The organism is Wenzhouxiangella sp. AB-CW3, from assembly GCF_014725735.1.
Lineage (GTDB): Bacteria > Pseudomonadota > Gammaproteobacteria > Xanthomonadales > Wenzhouxiangellaceae > Wenzhouxiangella.
Genome location: NZ_CP061368.1, coordinates 3378454 through 3395670 on the forward strand (window position 1 = coordinate 3378454; position 17217 = coordinate 3395670).

A 17217-nucleotide genomic window follows, 5' to 3' on the forward strand; every position below is an offset into this window, starting at 1 on the left:
ATCTTGACAAGGAAACGATCCTTGCTAAAGTAAGGACATGGCCAAGGTCACGTCCAAACTGCAGATCACGCTGCCCAAGCGCATTGCCGAGCAGCATGGCATTGCCCCCGGTGACGAGATCGAGTTCCAGTCCGCGGGCGAAGTCATTCGCATCGTCCCGGCTGGAAGCCGGTCGCGCGAACGGCTCGACCAGCGCGAACGTCTGCGTCTGTTTGACGAAGCCAGCAAGCGCCAGGCCGAGCGTGCATCGAAACTTGCCCTGCCTGATCATCCGCCGGCCGAACGCGACTGGCAACGCGACGATCTCTACACGCGCGGAAAGGAAAACGGCGAGTAACCCGGATGCGCTCCAGGCTGATTGACACCAATGTCCTGGTCTACCGGTTCGACCCGCGCGACCCGCTCAAGCAGGCGATCGCCAGCCGCGTGCTCCGCGAGGGCCTGACCGACGACAGCCTGGTACTGCCCCATCAGGCCATCATCGAGTTCGTCGCCGCCGTATCCCGCCCCCGCGCCGATCTCGAAGGAGCGCCGTTGCTCGACCAGCCCGACGCCCTGCGCGAGGCCGAATCGCTGATCCTTCAGTTTCCCATGATCTACCCGAATCGCGAGGTACTGACCACCGCACTGAGAGGCGTCGCCGCCTACAAACTGTCGTGGTTCGATGCCCATCTCTGGGCCTGCGCCGAAACCTTCGGCATCCCGGAGATCCTGTCGGAGGATTTCGAACACGGCCGCCATTACGGCAGCGTGCGCATCAACAACCCATTCCTGGTTGGATCAGGAAAAGTCCAGCAACTGCCGCCGCTCTACGGCCAGGGCAGTTGATGCCTGGAACTGGTCACGCATGCTTGAGCAGCCACATGCCCACGACACCATTGCCACCCAGGTGGAACAACACGCGGATCACGGCACGCTCCAGCAGGCCGGGGTTCTCCGTTCGATTGAAAATCTCCCAGGATGAGCGATGCAGTGCGACCCCAAGACCGTTGTCTCGCGCCATTTCTTCAAGAAATCCGGGCTGTAACGGACACTCGTCCGGTTCCTTGATTGGCACGGAGTAGCCGCGCCCGGCCGCCAGCGAACCCGCGTTCCCTCCATGACTGCGCCTCGCCAGGGTCGACGTAGAGGACGACGTGACAATGATTCGACATCACCGCATAGGCATACACCGACACGGCAAAGCATTCGGCCAGTTCCAGTATCCGCGCCTCGATCCACTGGCGGCGATATTCAAAGCACTGTCCAGTCAGCCTGTCCTGGCCACACAGAAAAGCACGTCGCACACATCGTGTCACGACATGGTAGTAACCGGGGTCGTTTTCGGAAACCAGATGACTGCGTGGATAAGTCATGCCGGCATTCTTGCCAGCGGACAACTACTGGTCTATCGGAGATCTCCTCAATGGGCAGTAGGAAATCTCCTGTTCAATGCCTGTCCCGAAAAAAAACGTCCCGAAAAAAAACGAAAACGCGCCGAAAAAACGCGCACGGTCCTGCCAACTCTGTGAAAAGCGGGAGAATAGCACGACGATCCGGACCTGCCGATGCCGTGCAAACCAGCAGCGCTGCGCAGATCGACGGCGTGTCAATCGCGCACGACCACCAGCTAAAGCTCCCCGACCCGCTCCAGCACGGCTCGAATCACCTCCGGCGCGATGCGAAAGTCGCTTTGGTGCAGGCTCTCGAACACCTGGCGGGCCGAGGGGATGACCTGGCGCGCCCGGGCCTCGCCAATCACGGCGGCAGTGCCCGCAATGTTCAGGCCACACTCACGCGCATGCGCCCGGCCCGCACGCTCGTCAATCAACAGCAGCGTACCGGGATGCTTGAGGGCCAATTCGATGCAGGCCCGCTCGCCATCGTCCAGGTCCAGGCGCCCGCGAGGCACGACCCTCTGCGGCCAGACCTTCAGCCAACCGCGATCAACGGCCTGCCGTAGTGCGTCCTGGTCGGCGGTGCTGGGAGTGGGGAAGATTTCGGCTTCGACCTGGGCCGGGATCCAGACCGTACCGAAGAGATGCTTGAGCCAGGGCAGTCCACCTACCCGACCGAGCGCGATCAGCGGACTGGCGTCGCTTACGACGAAGCGAGCCACTGGTCGAGCGACTCCATGTCCTCGTTCACTTCCGTTGCACTCTGACGAATCACCGGTATGCCAAGGCGCGACAGGTGGCTGATGAAGTCCGACATCGTCATTTCGGCCAACGTTGCCGCCCGGTTGAGCGATAACTCGCCATCTCGGAACAGCGCGGTGGCCAACGCTGCCCGGACCCCGGCCATGTCCAGCACACCGGTGCGTTCCAGGTTGACCATCAAGGCATCCGGGCGATTTCGGTTCATCACCAACACCAGGTCCTCGCGCGCCTGACGCAAGGCCTCACTGGGGTTGTTCTTCAGTCCGCTGACGTTGACGGTTTTCATGGGAATATTTGGTGGGAATATAATATGGGAAGATTATACGGGGAAAGAAGCCGACAGACAAGGCAGAGGTCAAGAACCTCGCCCTTTTTATGGAAGTACTACGACCCATCGGAAACAACCCCACCGGCCCACTGATCCTCATAGCAAATTTCCTACAAGGGTCGGGGCGGCATTGCCATCGAACTTAATCGGATCGCCCGGCACCATGAAGGCCGGAATCCACCAGCGAGTGATCGATCATGGGACTGGCCACCATTCATTCACGCGCCGCGGTAGGCATCGAGGCGCCCGAGGTATCGGTCGAGGTCAACCTGTCGCCCGGCCTGCCGCTGTTCGGCATCGTCGGCCTGCCGGAAACCGCCGTCAGAGAGAGCAAGGACCGGGTGCGTGCGGCCATTCGCAATTGCGAGTTCAAACTGCCGAGCTGGCGCACCACGGTATCGCTGGCGCCGGCCGATCTGCCCAAGGAAGGGGCGCGGTTTGATCTGCCGATTGCCGTGGGTGTGCTGGCTGCCTCGGGGCAGGTCGAGGTGGAGGATCTCGATGACTGGGAGTTTCTCGGTGAGCTGTCGCTGACCGGGCGGCTGCGCTCGGTGAAAGGCGCATTGCCGGCCATCATTCGCGCCCGTGATGCCGGCAGGAAGCTGATCCTGCCGCGCGCCAATGCCGAGGAAGCCGGGCTGGTAGGCGATGCCGAGGTCTATCTGGCCGAGTCGCTGGCCGAAGTTGCCGCCGCCCTCAATAATCACCAGACACTGGTGCGAGCCGAACCGACCGAGGACACGATCGAGTTCACCGGGCCGGACCTGAGCGATGTACTCGGGCAACAACGCGCGCGCCGCGCGCTGGAGATCTGCGCCGCTGGCGGCCATAATCTTCTGCTCCTCGGCCCACCCGGCACCGGCAAGACGCTCCTGGCCTCACGCCTGCCCGGCATCCTTCCACCCATGGCCGAAGAGGAGGCGCTGGAGGCGGCGGCGGTGGCCTCGGTGGCCGGCCTGGGACTGGATCCGGCGACCTGGAAACAGCGCCGATTCCGCACCCCTCACCACACCGCTTCCGGGGTGGCACTGGTGGGTGGGGGCTCGAAACCCAGGCCAGGGGAGATCTCGCTGGCGCATGCCGGTGTGCTTTTTCTAGACGAATTAGTGCTTAGGCTGCAAGAGAATCCAGTCCAGCTTGAGGGGCCAGTGCCCTGTTGATTCTCTGCCGGTGCCCAATTGAGTAGGCCCGGAGGCGGCGGCGGATTCACGCTCGTCTAGGATAAATTACCTTCCTACACTTTCCCCATGACGTACGTCCCGTACGTTGTCGCCAAACTCACCGAATATGATAATCTCAGGGCAGATCAGGCCCCCTTCGGAGTGGCGGGCCTGGTTTGCAGGCATTTGAAGGGAGAGTGATCGTGCCCAGGACGATCCGCACATGAATATCGGCGTTGGAAAAATTTGCCGAAATGCCCACATGTCCATCCAGTTGACAGGGGTTTTAGCTCGCCTGTCACCTCAAAATTATTCCACCCCTGCGACTTCCCCGCTAATTTATACGGATTTCGCCCGTATCCATATGCGTCACGGATGGGTGATAATTCCAGCGACAGTCAAAAAGTCGGTAGATGATTATCAAGAACTTCTTATTCTCACAGCCCTATTGCCGAGCATTACCTGTCTGTTTATACAAAATAATCCGTATGACGCAATGTTGAAACACACTTTCTAGTTAGAGCACAATGAAATCCTACCTTCTCCATTTAATCTTTTTCCTCGTGGCTGTTGGCTCAGGCCTAGCAGTTGCGTACCTTGTCGCCGAAAAGAGGTATGGAGAAATTGATCCGTTTCTTGATCTAATGTGGAGCGTCGAACGAGAACACGCCGAGATAACGACAAGCCTACATCTCGGAACCATTAAAGCCGCGTTGGATGAAGATTACGAAACCATTCTAAGATGGAATTGCATATTTATGAGGTCCAATCTACCAAGGTTACGCATCTACGACGGTGATTCTGATCTTCAACGAAAGCGGGTTCAGGAAAGGCTCGAAAGGGCAACTACCATGGTGCGAGAACTTGAGGAGAGAGACCTATGCGATGTGGAATAGTAGCTGACGCTTTATGCTCTAACAAAGGGTTCAACCGGACGCCGGTAAGCTTCCGGGCGGCAAAGCCGGGCGAGCTCGGTGGCGGCGCCGGTTAACCCAAACGTTGGGCGACGGATATATCTCGATGACAAAAATCTACTATAGCACCGGCAGAGATTAGGGGAAGTGCTCAATGCGACATATTCCGACCTCTCTCTATATCGATACCGAGTTCTTCAAAAGGCAAGGGCTGCGTTTTGACACAAAGGCATTCACCGCATTAATTGACACATTTGCCAAAGGTGGCCTTCGCCTGCTCGTCCCGGTAATTATGGAGCGTGAGTTACTTCGCCATTTTGTCAGGGAGGCTGAAAAAGTCGCCAATGCAGTCACAAACGCACATAAGGCATATCCTGTCAACGAATTAGCTCTTGCTGAACTCCCTTCTCAAGACGAAATGAAAACGAAATGTATTGAAGAGATGAACCGAAAATGGTCTTCCTTCAAAGAGCATTTTGTCGTTGAAAACCTGCCGATCGCTGGCAATCTCGAGGATGTCGTTGACTGGTATTTTGAAATCCGTCCTCCTTTCTCCGAGAAGAAATCCAAGGAATTTCCCGACGCGTTCATTATCAGCACTCTAGATCAGTATCATAAGCAACACCACGCAAACATTGCTGTCGTTGGTTTGGATGGTGATGTTAGTCAAGCTTGCGCGAGTAGGCGCTACATTGTGTATTTCCCTAATCTGGAAAAGTACATAGAGGCATTCCAGCCAGAACTGTTAGGCAAAGAAAGGCTGCCCGGTGACGTCGATCTTACGAAACCCATCACCACCGAGGATCTGACAGAACTGAAGGCCATACTTGCTCGTGGGAACCAGGTGACTCCAATTGAAGTTGAACGGGTCATGCAGTTATTGGAGAGCAGAGGGTCTAATTACGATTACTTTTTCCAAAACGCTGACGACGCTGTTTGGTTAACGCCACTTTCGGAAAGAGGATATTTTACCAATCCTCCCGGCACAGAACAGACTACCGAAGGGCACTATATTGCCCCATGGTGGCCCCCCCTCGAATATCTGATACGCATTTTTGATGCAGCCCCTGCTGAGGTGTTGGGAGTAATTTCATCACTTCCGAATACGGTGAATTTTCGGGTTCTGGAAGGTGTCTTGAAAATTGTATTAAAAGCCGATTCGGCTGACGCGATTTTGAGTTTTTCGCGATTCATTACATCCTTTGTTAAAAACTGCCGATGGGGTCACGAGCTCATCATCAGTTTGCTGAAAAAGCCATTCATTTTTGATGCACACCTTTCGGAAGTTACACCTTCTTTACTACTCAATATTGTTGAGTTCCGCAGAGATCCCCGTGAACAGGAGAGGCAGTCCCGGCGCAAAGATAACCCGGAAGCCTGGAACACTTCGCTAGAGCCGAAGCCGCGTTTCGATCAATGGGAGTACCAGCAAATCCTGGAAAAAGGCGTTCGCCCCTTGGCTGAGCATGAACCTTATCAGGTTTCCCGCATCCTGATTGATGCGGTGGCAAGCATGATCAGACTGGGAAAGCACCCGCAAGATTTCGAAGAAGGCAGCGATCAGGACTATTCGGAGATCTGGTGCAAAAGGCTGGATATGCCGGATCGCGACTATCAGGATTCGAAGGAAGCTCTGGTGCAGACGCTGACCTATGCCTGTGAGCAAGTCTATGACAAAACCCCGGAATCCATTAACGCCCTGGATCAGGCGTTGCGAAATCATCGCTGGAACGTGTTCAAGCGTCTGCGGCAGCACCTTTACGCATCACATCCCAATGACCAGACCCTCCCATGGATACGCGAGGAGATCCTTGGTCACGATGGCTATTCCAAGTGGGAACATCACTACGAATTCCAATTGATGATCCGCAAGGCAAGTGAACACTTTGGCCTCCGTTTACTCAGTGAGGACGAACGAAAAGGGATTTTCGACGCCATTTTCAGCGGGCCTTCCAAAGTGGATTTTCGCGAATGGATGGGGGAACGATACAGTGAGGAGGCTTTTCAGCAGCATCAGCGCTACTTTCATCGTATGCAGCTACGCCCATTCGCCGCACTGCTAGGAGGCGGGGATGTTCGACGGTATTTCGATGAGCTCGAAAGTGAATCCTCGGCTGACGGTGTTACCGATGATAGCTATTCTCCCTACGGCGGAGTAACCGGCGGCACGGTCAGCTACCGGAGCCCGAAGTCCACCGAGGATCTTGAGAGCTTCACCGATGATGAGCTTCTGACCTATCTGAACGATTGGAACGAGGAGCATCGGGACAAGGACAACTGGCTGGTTGAGATCAATATCTCCGCGCTGGCTGGCGTCTTTCAGTCCCTGTTCAAAGAAAAGATTGTACCAGATGACGAACGCCTGGCTTTCTGGCTGGCGAACCGTGACAGGATTGCTCGGCCGGTCTACGTCGCCGCGATGCTCAAGGCCATGCTCGAACTCGTCAAGGAAAAGAATTTCGACAAACTGGACCAGTGGCTTGAGTTCTGTGCATGGGTCCTGTCACATCCGGACACGTCGCGAGTGGAAGGACAACCCGAGCCGCGAGACGAATCACGCGACCATCCCGACTGGGGCAGCTCGCGCCGGGCCGTGGTTAATTTTATTGACGCCTGTGTGAACAAGGATACGGAAGCGCCAATTACCGCAAGGGACGGCCTTGCCGCTCTCCTTCGACAGGCGTGCGGTCAGTCCGACTGGCGGCTCGACCACGACCGCCCGGTGCTGCTTAACCGCGACGATCCTATCACCGAGGCCATCAACAATACCCGCAGCCGGGCACTTGAATCCCTCGTCAATTTCGGCTTCTGGATTCGCCGCCAGTTGCCGGAAGACCAGCTGCCGGAAGTGACCGACATCCTCGCGGAACGTCTAGCCGAGAATGCTGAAATTCCGCTAACCCGGCCTGAGCAGGCGCTGCTGGGGATGCACTTCGGAAACATCTGCACCCTCAATCGGGATTGGGCCGTCCAGCAACGCGAGATCTTTTTCCCGCAGGCAAATGAAGCTGTTTGGCGGGATGCTTTTGGCAGCTATATCCGCTTTAACCGTCCGGTCAAGCTAACGTTTGAAATTCTGCGGGGTGAGTTTGAATACGCAATAGAGAACCTGAATATCCTGGCGATCGAAAAAGGCGACGGTAAGGGGCTTATCGACAGACTGGGCCAGCACCTTTTCACCTACTACCTTTGGGAAGTCTACCCTCTGACGGGTAATGAAAGCCTGCTTGAGCGCTTTTATGAAAAGACCAAAGATGACCGGAAACGTTGGGGGCAACTCTTCGACCATGTTGGTCGATCACTGAGAAATAGCGGCAGGCAACTAGAAAAAACTCTGACCGACCGCATTATCGCTTTTTTCGATTGGCGCTTTGAAGCCGCTGAGCCGCTGGAGCTTCAGGAATTTACCTTTTGGCTGGAAGCCGAATGTCTCGGCTCTGACTGGCGTTTGCAATCGTACTCGAAGATTCTCGATCTTGGCCGGGGAAAAGATGTAGGGCTTTTGCTTGAGGTGAGAGCTCTGAATAAACTGCTCCCGAATCACCAGGCATTGGTAGTTGAATGCTTTGCGAAAATTACGGCTGCCATGGACCAAGGCACGGAGATGTATATTTCAGCTGATGAGGCCAAGCCAATTCTAAAGGCTGGCCTGACTGCTGAAGACCCTCAGGTCCGCGAAAATGCTGAACGTGCCCGGGAAAATCTGTTGCGGCTCGGTCGCTTTGATTACCTGGATATTGAATGAGGGATCCAGCATGAAAACAGCGTCTGAAATCCATTGGAACAGATACTTAGCAATCAACATGAAGAGTAAAAACAAAGCATTCCCAACAAAGGCATGCACGCGGACAGCAATTCCGCTGCGCTCCATTGCCGCCAGTGATGCCAGTCGTTAAATGTCATGGGAGTCTTCGAAGAAAAGCTAGCTAGAGCTGAGCGGCTTGAGGTGATCTGCCAGCGCGCTGGATTCGCTTTATGGCAGCTTCAATCCCTGGAGGCGAGTTCGGCTCAAGCCTTCGTGCTCATGGCAAAGGCAAAGCGTGGAATGGGCGAAAAGATGGGTAGCAAATTGCTGGGATCGGCGTTGAAGAATACTTTTGGGAAGACCGTGCACTCCATGCGGCGGAAAGGAGTGATTTCTGGTGAACTAGAGCAACGTTTCGAAAGTATCCTAAAAGAGCGTAACTGGCTTGTTCATCGATCAAGAGTAGACAGCGAGCAAGCTATCGTGGATACGCAAGCATTTGAAGCATTACACGCCCGAATAGACCAGATAGCTGAGGAGTCGCATTCACTCATGAAGGCTCTTGCTGATATGGCTGTCGACTTCACCCTTAGAAGTGGGGTTCCAAAAGAGCGAATTCAGATCGAAGAAAGAGAATTGCTAAAAAGGTGGCATAGTCGTGATGACATCTAACACACCGTTCAAGCTTGTTCCGCGCTTCGCGCTCCACCGGACGCGGCTAACGCCGCGCCGCTTAGCCTAGACGTTAGACCACCGAGTCATTCACGAAGCGAATACATCCACAAAAGTGTCAGTCGATTATAGGACGATAGAATGGCAGATACGCAGAATTCAAGTCTGAGCAGGGCGAAAACGAACAAAGAAGACGAGTTCTACACGCAGCTGGAAGACGTCGAGCGAGAACTCAAACACTATCGGAAGCACTTCAAGGGCAAGGTAGTTTACCTTAATTGCGACGACCCTAGGGTCAGTGCGTTCTTCCACTTCTTTTCGTATAACTTCGAGAAGCTCGGTCTCAAGAAGTTAATCGCGACCTGCTACAAGAACAACAAACGCGACCTTTTCAGCGAAAATAGCAGCGAGCGTGCGATCTATCTTGAGTACGAGGGTGACAAGGATGGTGACCGCATCCCTGGGGATGATGAAATCGAGGTCAATTTCTTGGAGGGCGACGGAGACTTCCGTAGCGCTGAGGCTATCAAGCTCTTAAAGCAGGCGGACATCGTGGTCACGAACCCGCCCTTCTCGCTGTTCCGGGAGTACATCGCTCAGCTCTTCGAGTACGACAAGAAGTTCATTATCCTTGCGAACCAAAATGCCCTTAAGTACAAAGGGATCTTCCCTCTGATACAGCGCGGCGAGCTGTGGGTCGGTGCCAATAGTGGGGATATGAGTTTCAGGGTCCCGGACTACTACACGCCTCGCGCCACCCGCTTCTGGATAGACGACAATGGTCAGAAGTGGCGGAGTTTCGGAAATATGTGCTGGTTTACGAACCTAGACTTTACAAAGCGTCACGAGGATCTGATTCTGTACAAGACCTATAACCCAGATGAGTACCCGAGGTACGATAACTTTGACGCGATTGAAGTGAGCAAGGTCGCGGATATTCCAAAGGACTATCCGGGCGTTATGGGTGTAACGATTGGTTTCCTTACTAAGCACAATCCCGACCAGTTCGAGATAGTCGGCATCTCTCAGTCTTGGTACGGCGCAGCCTCCAAGCAGTACCCGACACAAATTCAGGTGAGCTCAAACGGCAAAAGGAGCAACGTCGGAAAACTCAACGACGCGCCGGCAATCAAGGTGGACTCACCGCCCAAGGATAAGACATATTACATAGTGGGCGAGGAATACTTCACATCGCTTTATGCACGCGTTTTCATCAGAAACAAGAAGGTGGAGAAGTGAAGATCGAACTTCAGGAAATTCCAGTGCGAGATTTAGTTTCCGACTACGAAGACCACGAAGAAGCAGGAGTCCGAGGGTACGGGGGCAAACTCGATATTCGCCCTCCTTACCAGCGCGAGTTTATCTACGGGGAGAAGGAGCGGCAAGCAGTCATCAAAACCGTGACGCAAGACTTTCCTCTCAACGTCATGTACTGGTCAGTACGCGACGACGGCCATTTCGAGGTGATTGATGGACAGCAGCGCACAATCTCCATCTGCCAGTACGTCGAAGGCGATTTCTCATGGAACGGCCTTTACTTCCATAACCTCACAGACGATCAGCAAGAACAGATACTCAACTACAAGCTGATGGTCTATTTTTGTGAAGGGACCGATAGCGAACGACTCAGTTGGTTCGAAACCATCAATATCGCCGGAAAGGAGTTGACCAAGCAGGAACTTCGAAACGCCGTCTTCGCCGGTCCGTGGTTGTCTGACGCAAAGAAATACTTCAGCAAAACCGACTGTGTAGCCTACAAGGTCGGTGGTGACCTCATGAAAGGCACGCCGATTCGACAGGAATATCTCGAAACGGTCATTGCGTGGAAATGTGGCGATAAGAGCGATGCCTCAATCAGAGACTTCATGGGAAAAAACCAGAAAAAATCTAAGGCAAATGATCTGTGGGTCTACTTCCAAAACGTCGTTGCGTGGGTGAGAGCGACCTTTCCCGTGGAGCGCAAGAAAGAAATGAAAGGGCAACCCTGGGGAATACTGTACAACCAGCACAAGGATGCGGACCTTGACCCTGACGCGCTCGAAGAACAAGTCGCGAAGTTGATGGCCGACCCGGACGTAACGAACAAGAAGGGTATCTACTTGTTTGTTCTAAACGGCAAAGAGAAGCATCTGAGCATTCGTCAATTTGATGAAAGGATGAGGCGTGAGGCTTTTGAGCGCCAAAAAGGGGTCTGTCCTGCTTGCAACGAGACCTTTACTATCGAAGAGATGCAAGCAGACCATATCAAACCGTGGCACGAAGGCGGAAAAACGGAGGCAGCAAACTGCCAGATGCTTTGTATCGACGACAACCGAAAAAAGGGTGGTAAATAGCCTAGTCTAACAAAAGCGTCAATGCGGGCCGGCCTTTCCGCTGGCGCTCCAAAGCCGGCCGGTTACGCTAATCGTTAGGTTTACCTAGATGCAGCTTCTATCAACTGTCATTACTAGCGCGCTCGTTGCGACCGTCGCTGGTGCAGCCATTAACGAGTGGCTTCGTAGTCGGGTTGCAAAGCAGACGGCAAGGTATGATGCGCTCGCGGCCGCCGTTTCTCTTGAGGGCTATGGAATTTCGTGTGCCCAAAAGCGATTATCAATCATGATTTGGTATACGATTCTGAGGGGCATACTGGAGCACCCTTACCCAGAGTGCCGGAGCTACCTGATCTTCCAAGAATATCTGTAGTAGCGGAATTTTTACGCCCACGTAAAGGCGCCTTAATCGATCGAGTGCTGTCTTTACCGCAAAAGATTCACCAAGCACAGCAGCATGTTGAGTTTTGGTGGGATGTGACAGCGGATCGTGAGGATACCTCAGATGTTCTTGCTAAACATGCGGCGGGCATGGGGCTGTAAGCAATTGATCTCGCTGCTGATCTTCGAACTGATTTTGATTTGCCTTCCAGAGATCTTGTTTTCGGGGAATTGGACGTCAGAAGAACTCTTCAAGAAAGGCTAACTCATGAAGATCGATGATTACTCTAAGCCTAACGATCGTTTGGCAAGGTTGGGTTCTACAGACTCAAGGGTCACGGCTCGCGTGTCGCCGTGCTTCGTATTCCGGAATACAGCCACCCCCGTTCCAAGTGCAAATCTTCCAGTGTAAGGCCAAGAATTTCGCCTTGCGTATGCCTGTGCCCAGGGCACAGGGCACAGGCGACGATAGAATAAAACTGCGGGTTGCGGCTGGCCTTGCAGGCCGCCAGCGGCGCTTTCCGCTCATCCTCGTCCCGGTAGCGGGTTCGCTCGTTCCGGAGCTTTGTGATAGGCCTGACGCCCTTCATAGGATCGTCATCGATCCACTTCCACTTTCTGGCGTGGGAAAGGAGGAAAGCGAGCAGGTCCCAGTAGTGCTTCATTGTTTTCACGCTCTCTGGCCGAGTCTTCCTCTAAGGGGTTCAGCTCGTCTTCGGGCAATGGACTCATTTCGAATCCGAGTTCTTCGAATATGCGCTCTTCCTCGGCGCTCAGCTCAGCGGACTCCGCATCTTCAATCGGGCGCAGCCAGGGCTTGGATTTCGGCCATCCCGTCTTTTCCATTACTTGCTCCTTCTTTTCGCAGAGTGCCAGACCTGTTCGCTCATCCCTCAACGATGAGGCCACGTTGGGCTGACAACGTGATATGGGCTGACAGTCCTGAGTGGAACGCGATCGCGTCTTCAGTAATCCCATCGGAGAAAATCACCCCGCCCTGGGCCATTTCCGAGGTCACGGAGAGGCGAGATCCGGCCTTGATGTGGCCGGTGGTCAATTCCGTGCCCAGCCCGACGGACGGAAATGGCTCGCGCACGAAGTAGAACAACGAATCGGCGTCCCAAGGCATTCGTGCCTGCCTCGACGCCGGAATCGTCACAGATGCACCCCAAACGCTCGCGGTCCGATAGGCACCTTGAACAATGGAGCGCATCCAACCGGTCGAGCCAACCCCGGTAGAGACCACGATCCCGCTGGAGGAATGGTGCTCGGCTCGGCCCTCGGCCTGGATCCGATAACGGGCCGAGACGTGGTCTTTGCGCCCGATGAACAAGTCATTGACCGCCAGAAGCTTCTGACCATCCGAGGTAGCGGCTTCTGCAAGCGTGACGGCTTTCTGGTCCGCGCGGCCCGCCAGGTTCCGCTGTAGCACATGCCCAAAGTCACCGGGCTCGGTTCGGCACAGCACGCCCTCGATCGTGTCGGGGTCAGGATTGACCGCGATGATCGGAATGCCGACTGCGTACTTGACGGTGTTGGCCACCAGCCCGTCCGGACCTATGGTGACCACCAGATCGGAGTCCCGAAACGGAAAACTGCTGACCATCCCGCGCCGGACCATCTGGACGGGTAAGTCCTCCGGGACGGCGCCACGCACGGCCCGTAGCGCTCGGTCGAACCGCTGGTGCTCGTCTTCCAGCGGCCCGAGGTCCTGTCCGGCCCTGTCTAGGTAGAACCGGGCCTGCTCCAGGGTCACGAAACGCTGTTTGAGTTCCTCCAGCCGCGTTTCGCGGGTGACGACGATCAGGCGCTCAGGCCGCATCACTTTTCGCCCCGTCCTGGCGGGTCATCCAGCCGCTGAGCTGCGAGAGCAGGTCAGGCGTGATGCTGAGCTGGCCGATGGTCTGCGGATGCTCGGCAAATTGCCGAAGCGCCAGCCCGACCAGGGACTGACCGGAGAGCTCGGCGTAGGGCTCGAGCTTCATCCGCTCCGCCTTGGCCTCAGCCTCCGCTTGCCGGAGCTGATTGGCCGTCTGGCGCTCGACCAGCTCCTTGCGCTCCTCTTCCCGGCTAATCTGGGCGTCGAGCTTGTCCTTGGCCAGCTTCGATTCCTGCTGCTGGGCGGAAAAGCGCCGGCCGTAAATGGCATCGTCGGCCCGTTTGTTCAGGCTCTCGCGGTATTCGGCCTCGAGGGCCTTCCGAAGCTCGGGCGCCGGGCTGAGTTCGAGCAGGTGGATTCCCTCGACCGTCAGCCCCAGCGCTCTCAGTTCCGAATCCTCGGTCAGCCGCTCTTCAAGCGAACCAACCAGCTCGGCGCCGGCGCGCAGGGCATGCTCGAAGGCCATTTCCTGCACGATTGGCCGGCAGTGGCTCTGGACGGCCGCGATGACACGCGATTCCAGCAGTTGGCGGCCCTGAACGGTCGGCCGGCCGGTCTCGGGGTCCACCTCGAATGGCAAGCTGCCAGCGGCCGCGAGCGGATCGGTGATGCGGAAGCTGACGCTGCCGTGGATGTGGAGCTCCTGGTGATCCTGGGTGTACTCGCTCAGGGAGAACCCCGCATCGAGCGAAGTCGCCGGAACGGCCAGGATGTTGGTGTTGTGGGGTAAGTACCAGAACGACAACCCGAGCCCGGAGCGGCGGATCTGCCCCTGCCGTTGGACGAGGATCTGGTGGTTGGGGTCACCTTTGTAGTAGCGGAGCATGGCTGCCTCCTCCTTTCTGTGAGGTCACTTGATGATCTGCACCGGCTCGTCGGACACGAGCCGGAACAGTTCGGCCGGCCGGTGTGGGCCGTCCTGAAATTTTCGCCCTGTGCCCTTCACAAGGCCTCTGGCCTTGAGGGCAGCTCGGAAATTACGCTTGTCCAGGGAATGGCCGAGAACGGCCTCATGGACGCCCTGAGCCTGTCTGAGCGTGAATTCCTCGGGTAGCAACTGGAAAGCGATGGTCGAGTACTCGACCTTGGCCGATAGACGCTCTCGGGCCACCTGAAGGATCTCGGCGTGATCGAATGCCAAGTCCGGCAGTTCGTCGACCGGAAACCAGGCGGCCGCGTCGGCGTCGGTCGCGGCCTCGAGAATCAGCTCGTCGGAGCGGACCAGGGCGAAATAGGCCACGGTCACGACCCTGCCCCGTGGATCCCGGTCCGGGTCGCCGAAGGTGTAGAGTTGCTCCAAATAGGCCTCGTCGACGCCGGTCTCTTCCAGCAACTCGCGCCGGGCGCACTCGGCCAACGACTCCCCTTCCTGCACAAAGCCGCCCGGGAGGGCCCAGGAGCCCTTGTACGGCTCGCTGGCGCGGCGGACCAGCAGAACCTTCAGTCGCTCCTGCTGGATCGTGAACAGGACGATGTCGGTAGTCAGCAGGACCTTGGTGGGTGAGAAGCTCATTTCGGACACTTAGTGTTAATGTGACACTTATATTAGTGTCCATTTTACACTATGTCAAGCGGGCTGAGACACAAATTTTCCAGCCCAGATTCCTACATCTCGCATCAGAAATTTCCTACAGGCGCTTAGGCTAGCTGTCTATCGCGCCTTCCGCCGCGCCACCAGACAATGGGGCAGCCAAATGCACAGGAGAGAACAGATGAGCCATAAAGCAGAGCGACTCTGGAGAGTAAGTATCCCCCGGCAAAGCCGGGGGCTTTAATTGTGAGCCGCTCGAAGCGGCCTGTGACGGAGCTAGCGCTCCTTGAGCCCCCTAAAGGGGGCGTTACATCAAGTTTAGCTGGTCCAGTCGACGGTCCTCGGCCTCCTGATTGCGGATATAGTCCCGGATCACCTGCTCGTCTCGCCCCACCGTCGAAGCGAAGTAGCCCCGGGCCCAGAAATGCTGGCCCACGTAGTTCCTCCGGCGACCCGCGTGAACCCGGGCGATATGGATCGCGCTCTTCCCTTTGATGAATCCGACCACCTGAGAAACAGCGTACTTCGGCGGGATCGATATCATCATGTGAACGTGATCAGGCATCAGATGACCCTCTTCGATATCGCTCTCCTTCTGCCTCGCCAGAGACCGAACGGAACGTGTCAACACTTTCCCAACACATCGGCGCGTTTTTCTATGTAACAACCTCGGGTAGCTCGCTGTTGACCGGGGTTGGTGAGATCTGGAACGCATCGGGCTTGTCGAGTAACTCCGCTGCGGTCTGACCATCGTCCGGATTGATCGAGACCACTGTTGGTGGCCGGGCGACTCGGGGCGGCCCTTTGACGTAACGCTCGGGATGCGCCGCATAGTGCCGGTCCATCGCCGCTTGTCGAACCTGCCAGATTGATTCGAACCGTCCGGTGTAGAGGTCTTCAGGTGTAAACAGCGCCAGACCCTCGTGCGGTCGGCGGCTGTAGGCTGGGAAGAACTCGCTGCCCCACTGCCGGGCGTGGCCCTCGTCCCGGAAACGACCTGGGTAGCTTGGCCAGTACTTGAGCGTTTTGAACTGACTTTCGCTGAATGCATTGTCGTTGCTGACTCTCGGCCTCGAGAAGCTGCGGGTAACGCCAAGATCGGACAACAGATCACCGAAGCTGTGTGCGATCATCGGCGAGCCACGGTCCTGATGGACGATGAGTTGATTGGGCTCGATATCCCGACGCGACAGGACTTCGCGGAACAGGTGACAAGCCAGACCGGCGTTCTCCTTGCGCGAGACCATCCAGCCGACCGGATATCGGCTGAACAGGTCCAGGATGACGTACAGGCTCAGGTAAAAGCCGCGTGTGATCGTCGCCAGCTTCGTGATGTCCCAGGTGTAGACCTGGTCTGGACCCGTCGCCTCCAGTTGCGGCTTGACGTGGTGCTGTGCCGGCCGCTGGTTGCGACGTTCGCGCGTTTCCTTTCGCCGGCCGAGCAAGCGATACATGGTCGAGATTGAACCCAGCACGGTGCCTTCGCTGAGCAGCGTTGCGTAGACTTGGCGCGGGGCGGTGTCCAGGAAGCGCTCGGAGTGTAACTCGTCAAGAATGCGCTGCTCTTCGATCTCCGACAGTCCGCGGTCCCGGCCAGTTGGCGCTGCAGCCCGCTTGCGTTGCCGGCGATCCGGATAGCACCAGTGGCGCGGTACATTCAGAGCCCGGCAGGCCTGCGCCTTGGGCACATCCGGCGGCAAGGTAGTCAGGCAGCTCACGATTTGTTGCCGTCTTTGTCGCTGTCGAACAGGTGCAATACTTTTTTTTGGAGATCGACCAGTTGCTCGGCCACGTAGGCGCGCTTCTCCAGCTTGGCGTTAGCCTTTTTCAGGCGCTCGAGCTCCTTGTCGCGGGGGTCGGCGGGCTTACGGCCCGGCTGGCGGGCGGCCACGCCGGCTTCGCCATGCTCGGCCAGATCCTTGCGCCAAGTAGACAGCTGACCTGCATAAAGGCCCTGCCGTCGCAGCCAGGCGCCTTTCTCTCCGTGCGGTAAGGCATCGGCCTCAGCCAACAGACGCTTCTTCTCGGCTACACTGAACCGGCGACGGGTGCGCTTTTCCAGGCGCGGATCGGTGACCACTTCATTGGAATCAGACATATTTCCACTCCGTTAGCGCCCTGAATGTTACAGATAAAACCGATCAGGTGCTGTTGGGA

At 56.4% G+C, this 17217-nt stretch carries 18 protein-coding genes and 1 pseudogene; 8 read left to right on the forward strand and 11 right to left on the reverse strand.

The genetic code is table 11. The features are described 5' to 3' along the window. Positions 1–37 precede the first annotated feature (37 nt). Positions 38–337: an AbrB/MazE/SpoVT family DNA-binding domain-containing protein gene (locus tag IC757_RS14560; protein WP_190975008.1), complete on the forward strand. Its 300-nt coding sequence runs from the start codon at positions 38–40 to the stop codon at positions 335–337. 5 nt (positions 338–342) lie between these two features. Continuing rightward, on the forward strand, positions 343–828 hold the full coding sequence (locus IC757_RS14565) for a PIN domain-containing protein (RefSeq protein WP_190975009.1): 486 nt from the start codon (positions 343–345) through the stop codon (positions 826–828). A 13-nt stretch (positions 829–841) separates the two neighbouring features. Here the strand turns inward: IC757_RS14565 and IC757_RS14570 are convergent, their stop codons facing one another. The 4 genes and pseudogenes from IC757_RS14570 to IC757_RS14585 form a co-directional block, all read right to left on the reverse strand. Beyond that, positions 842–1003, reverse strand: a complete 162-nt coding sequence (locus tag IC757_RS14570) for a hypothetical protein (protein WP_190975010.1) — start codon at positions 1001–1003, stop codon at positions 842–844. A 97-nt stretch (positions 1004–1100) separates the two neighbouring features. Further along, a pseudogene (locus IC757_RS14575) lies at positions 1101–1355 on the reverse strand (transposase); the annotation flags it as partial. Between the two features lie 254 nt (positions 1356–1609). Beyond that, entirely contained in the window at positions 1610–2098 is a 489-nt protein-coding gene (locus tag IC757_RS14580; RefSeq protein WP_190975012.1) for a DUF3368 domain-containing protein, read from the reverse strand. Then, the gene (locus IC757_RS14585) at positions 2080–2424 is read right to left on the reverse strand and encodes a UPF0175 family protein (protein WP_190975013.1); all 345 of its coding nucleotides are present in this window, start codon (positions 2422–2424) and stop codon (positions 2080–2082) included. The genes IC757_RS14580 and IC757_RS14585 overlap by 19 nt, the downstream gene beginning before the upstream one ends. Before the next feature lie 239 nt (positions 2425–2663). Here IC757_RS14585 and IC757_RS14590 point away from each other — a divergent pair, with 239 nt between their 5' ends. From IC757_RS14590 to IC757_RS14615, 6 genes are all read left to right on the forward strand, one after another. Beyond that, on the forward strand, positions 2664–3626 hold the full coding sequence (locus IC757_RS14590; protein ID WP_190975014.1) for a YifB family Mg chelatase-like AAA ATPase: 963 nt from the start codon (positions 2664–2666) through the stop codon (positions 3624–3626). A 223-nt stretch (positions 3627–3849) separates the two neighbouring features. Further along, on the forward strand, positions 3850–4143 hold the full coding sequence (locus IC757_RS14595; RefSeq protein ID WP_190975015.1) for a hypothetical protein: 294 nt from the start codon (positions 3850–3852) through the stop codon (positions 4141–4143). 551 nt (positions 4144–4694) lie between these two features. Beyond that, positions 4695–8285 carry a PIN domain-containing protein gene (locus IC757_RS14600; protein WP_190975016.1) on the forward strand — a complete coding sequence of 1197 codons (3591 nt, stop codon included), beginning with the start codon at positions 4695–4697 and terminating at the stop codon, positions 8283–8285. Between the two features lie 156 nt (positions 8286–8441). Continuing rightward, complete coding sequence (locus IC757_RS14605) at positions 8442–8957, forward strand: hypothetical protein (RefSeq protein WP_190975017.1); 516 nt, start codon at positions 8442–8444, stop codon at positions 8955–8957. Between the two features lie 141 nt (positions 8958–9098). Further along, positions 9099–10196 (forward strand): adenine-specific methyltransferase EcoRI family protein, encoded by a 1098-nt coding sequence (locus IC757_RS14610; protein ID WP_190975018.1) that lies wholly within the window; start codon positions 9099–9101, stop codon positions 10194–10196. Next, positions 10193–11290, forward strand: coding sequence for a DUF262 domain-containing protein (locus IC757_RS14615; protein WP_190975019.1), 1098 nt, complete (start codon positions 10193–10195; stop codon positions 11288–11290). Before IC757_RS14610 ends, IC757_RS14615 begins: the two co-directional genes overlap by 4 nt. A 957-nt stretch (positions 11291–12247) precedes the next feature. On the opposite strand, the gene IC757_RS14620 is transcribed toward IC757_RS14615, so the two are convergent. From IC757_RS14620 to IC757_RS14650, 7 genes are all read right to left on the reverse strand, one after another. Continuing rightward, positions 12248–12496 carry a hypothetical protein gene (locus IC757_RS14620; protein ID WP_190975020.1) on the reverse strand — a complete coding sequence of 83 codons (249 nt, stop codon included), beginning with the start codon at positions 12494–12496 and terminating at the stop codon, positions 12248–12250. Positions 12497–12536: 40 nt separating this feature from the next. Next, positions 12537–13472: a hypothetical protein gene (locus tag IC757_RS14625; protein ID WP_223846150.1), complete on the reverse strand. Its 936-nt coding sequence runs from the start codon at positions 13470–13472 to the stop codon at positions 12537–12539. Then, positions 13462–14355, reverse strand: a complete 894-nt coding sequence (locus IC757_RS14630) for an SPFH domain-containing protein (protein ID WP_190975022.1) — start codon at positions 14353–14355, stop codon at positions 13462–13464. The genes IC757_RS14625 and IC757_RS14630 overlap by 11 nt, the downstream gene beginning before the upstream one ends. 24 nt (positions 14356–14379) lie before the next feature. Continuing rightward, the gene (locus IC757_RS14635) at positions 14380–15042 is read right to left on the reverse strand and encodes an NUDIX hydrolase (protein WP_190975023.1); all 663 of its coding nucleotides are present in this window, start codon (positions 15040–15042) and stop codon (positions 14380–14382) included. 325 nt (positions 15043–15367) lie between these two features. Continuing rightward, a complete protein-coding gene (tnpA, locus tag IC757_RS14640; RefSeq protein WP_411913460.1) occupies positions 15368–15775 on the reverse strand; it encodes an IS200/IS605 family transposase in 408 nt (135 codons plus the stop codon). Continuing rightward, positions 15717–16778, reverse strand: coding sequence for a DDE-type integrase/transposase/recombinase (locus tag IC757_RS14645; protein WP_190975024.1), 1062 nt, complete (start codon positions 16776–16778; stop codon positions 15717–15719). Before IC757_RS14645 ends, tnpA begins: the two co-directional genes overlap by 59 nt. Beyond that, on the reverse strand, positions 16775–17158 hold the full coding sequence (locus tag IC757_RS14650) for a transposase (protein ID WP_190975025.1): 384 nt from the start codon (positions 17156–17158) through the stop codon (positions 16775–16777). The genes IC757_RS14645 and IC757_RS14650 overlap by 4 nt, the downstream gene beginning before the upstream one ends. Positions 17159–17217 lie beyond the last annotated feature (59 nt).

Coding starts and splice junctions, on each gene's coding strand:
- IC757_RS14620 (WP_190975020.1), bottom strand. CDS start 12,496: ATGGAAAAGACGGGATGGCCGAAATCCAAGCCCTGGCTGCGCCCGATT.
- IC757_RS14605 (WP_190975017.1), top strand. CDS start 8,442: ATGGGAGTCTTCGAAGAAAAGCTAGCTAGAGCTGAGCGGCTTGAGGTG.
- IC757_RS14625 (WP_223846150.1), bottom strand. CDS start 13,472: ATGCGGCCTGAGCGCCTGATCGTCGTCACCCGCGAAACGCGGCTGGAG.
- IC757_RS14560 (WP_190975008.1), top strand. CDS start 38: ATGGCCAAGGTCACGTCCAAACTGCAGATCACGCTGCCCAAGCGCATT.
- IC757_RS14565 (WP_190975009.1), top strand. CDS start 343: ATGCGCTCCAGGCTGATTGACACCAATGTCCTGGTCTACCGGTTCGAC.
- IC757_RS14630 (WP_190975022.1), bottom strand. CDS start 14,355: ATGCTCCGCTACTACAAAGGTGACCCCAACCACCAGATCCTCGTCCAA.
- IC757_RS14635 (WP_190975023.1), bottom strand. CDS start 15,042: ATGAGCTTCTCACCCACCAAGGTCCTGCTGACTACCGACATCGTCCTG.
- IC757_RS14570 (WP_190975010.1), bottom strand. CDS start 1,003: ATGGCGCGAGACAACGGTCTTGGGGTCGCACTGCATCGCTCATCCTGG.
- IC757_RS14650 (WP_190975025.1), bottom strand. CDS start 17,158: ATGTCTGATTCCAATGAAGTGGTCACCGATCCGCGCCTGGAAAAGCGC.
- tnpA (WP_411913460.1), bottom strand. CDS start 15,775: ATGCGTTCCAGATCTCACCAACCCCGGTCAACAGCGAGCTACCCGAGG.
- IC757_RS14590 (WP_190975014.1), top strand. CDS start 2,664: ATGGGACTGGCCACCATTCATTCACGCGCCGCGGTAGGCATCGAGGCG.
- IC757_RS14610 (WP_190975018.1), top strand. CDS start 9,099: ATGGCAGATACGCAGAATTCAAGTCTGAGCAGGGCGAAAACGAACAAA.
- IC757_RS14600 (WP_190975016.1), top strand. CDS start 4,695: ATGCGACATATTCCGACCTCTCTCTATATCGATACCGAGTTCTTCAAA.
- IC757_RS14585 (WP_190975013.1), bottom strand. CDS start 2,424: ATGAAAACCGTCAACGTCAGCGGACTGAAGAACAACCCCAGTGAGGCC.
- IC757_RS14595 (WP_190975015.1), top strand. CDS start 3,850: ATGAATATCGGCGTTGGAAAAATTTGCCGAAATGCCCACATGTCCATC.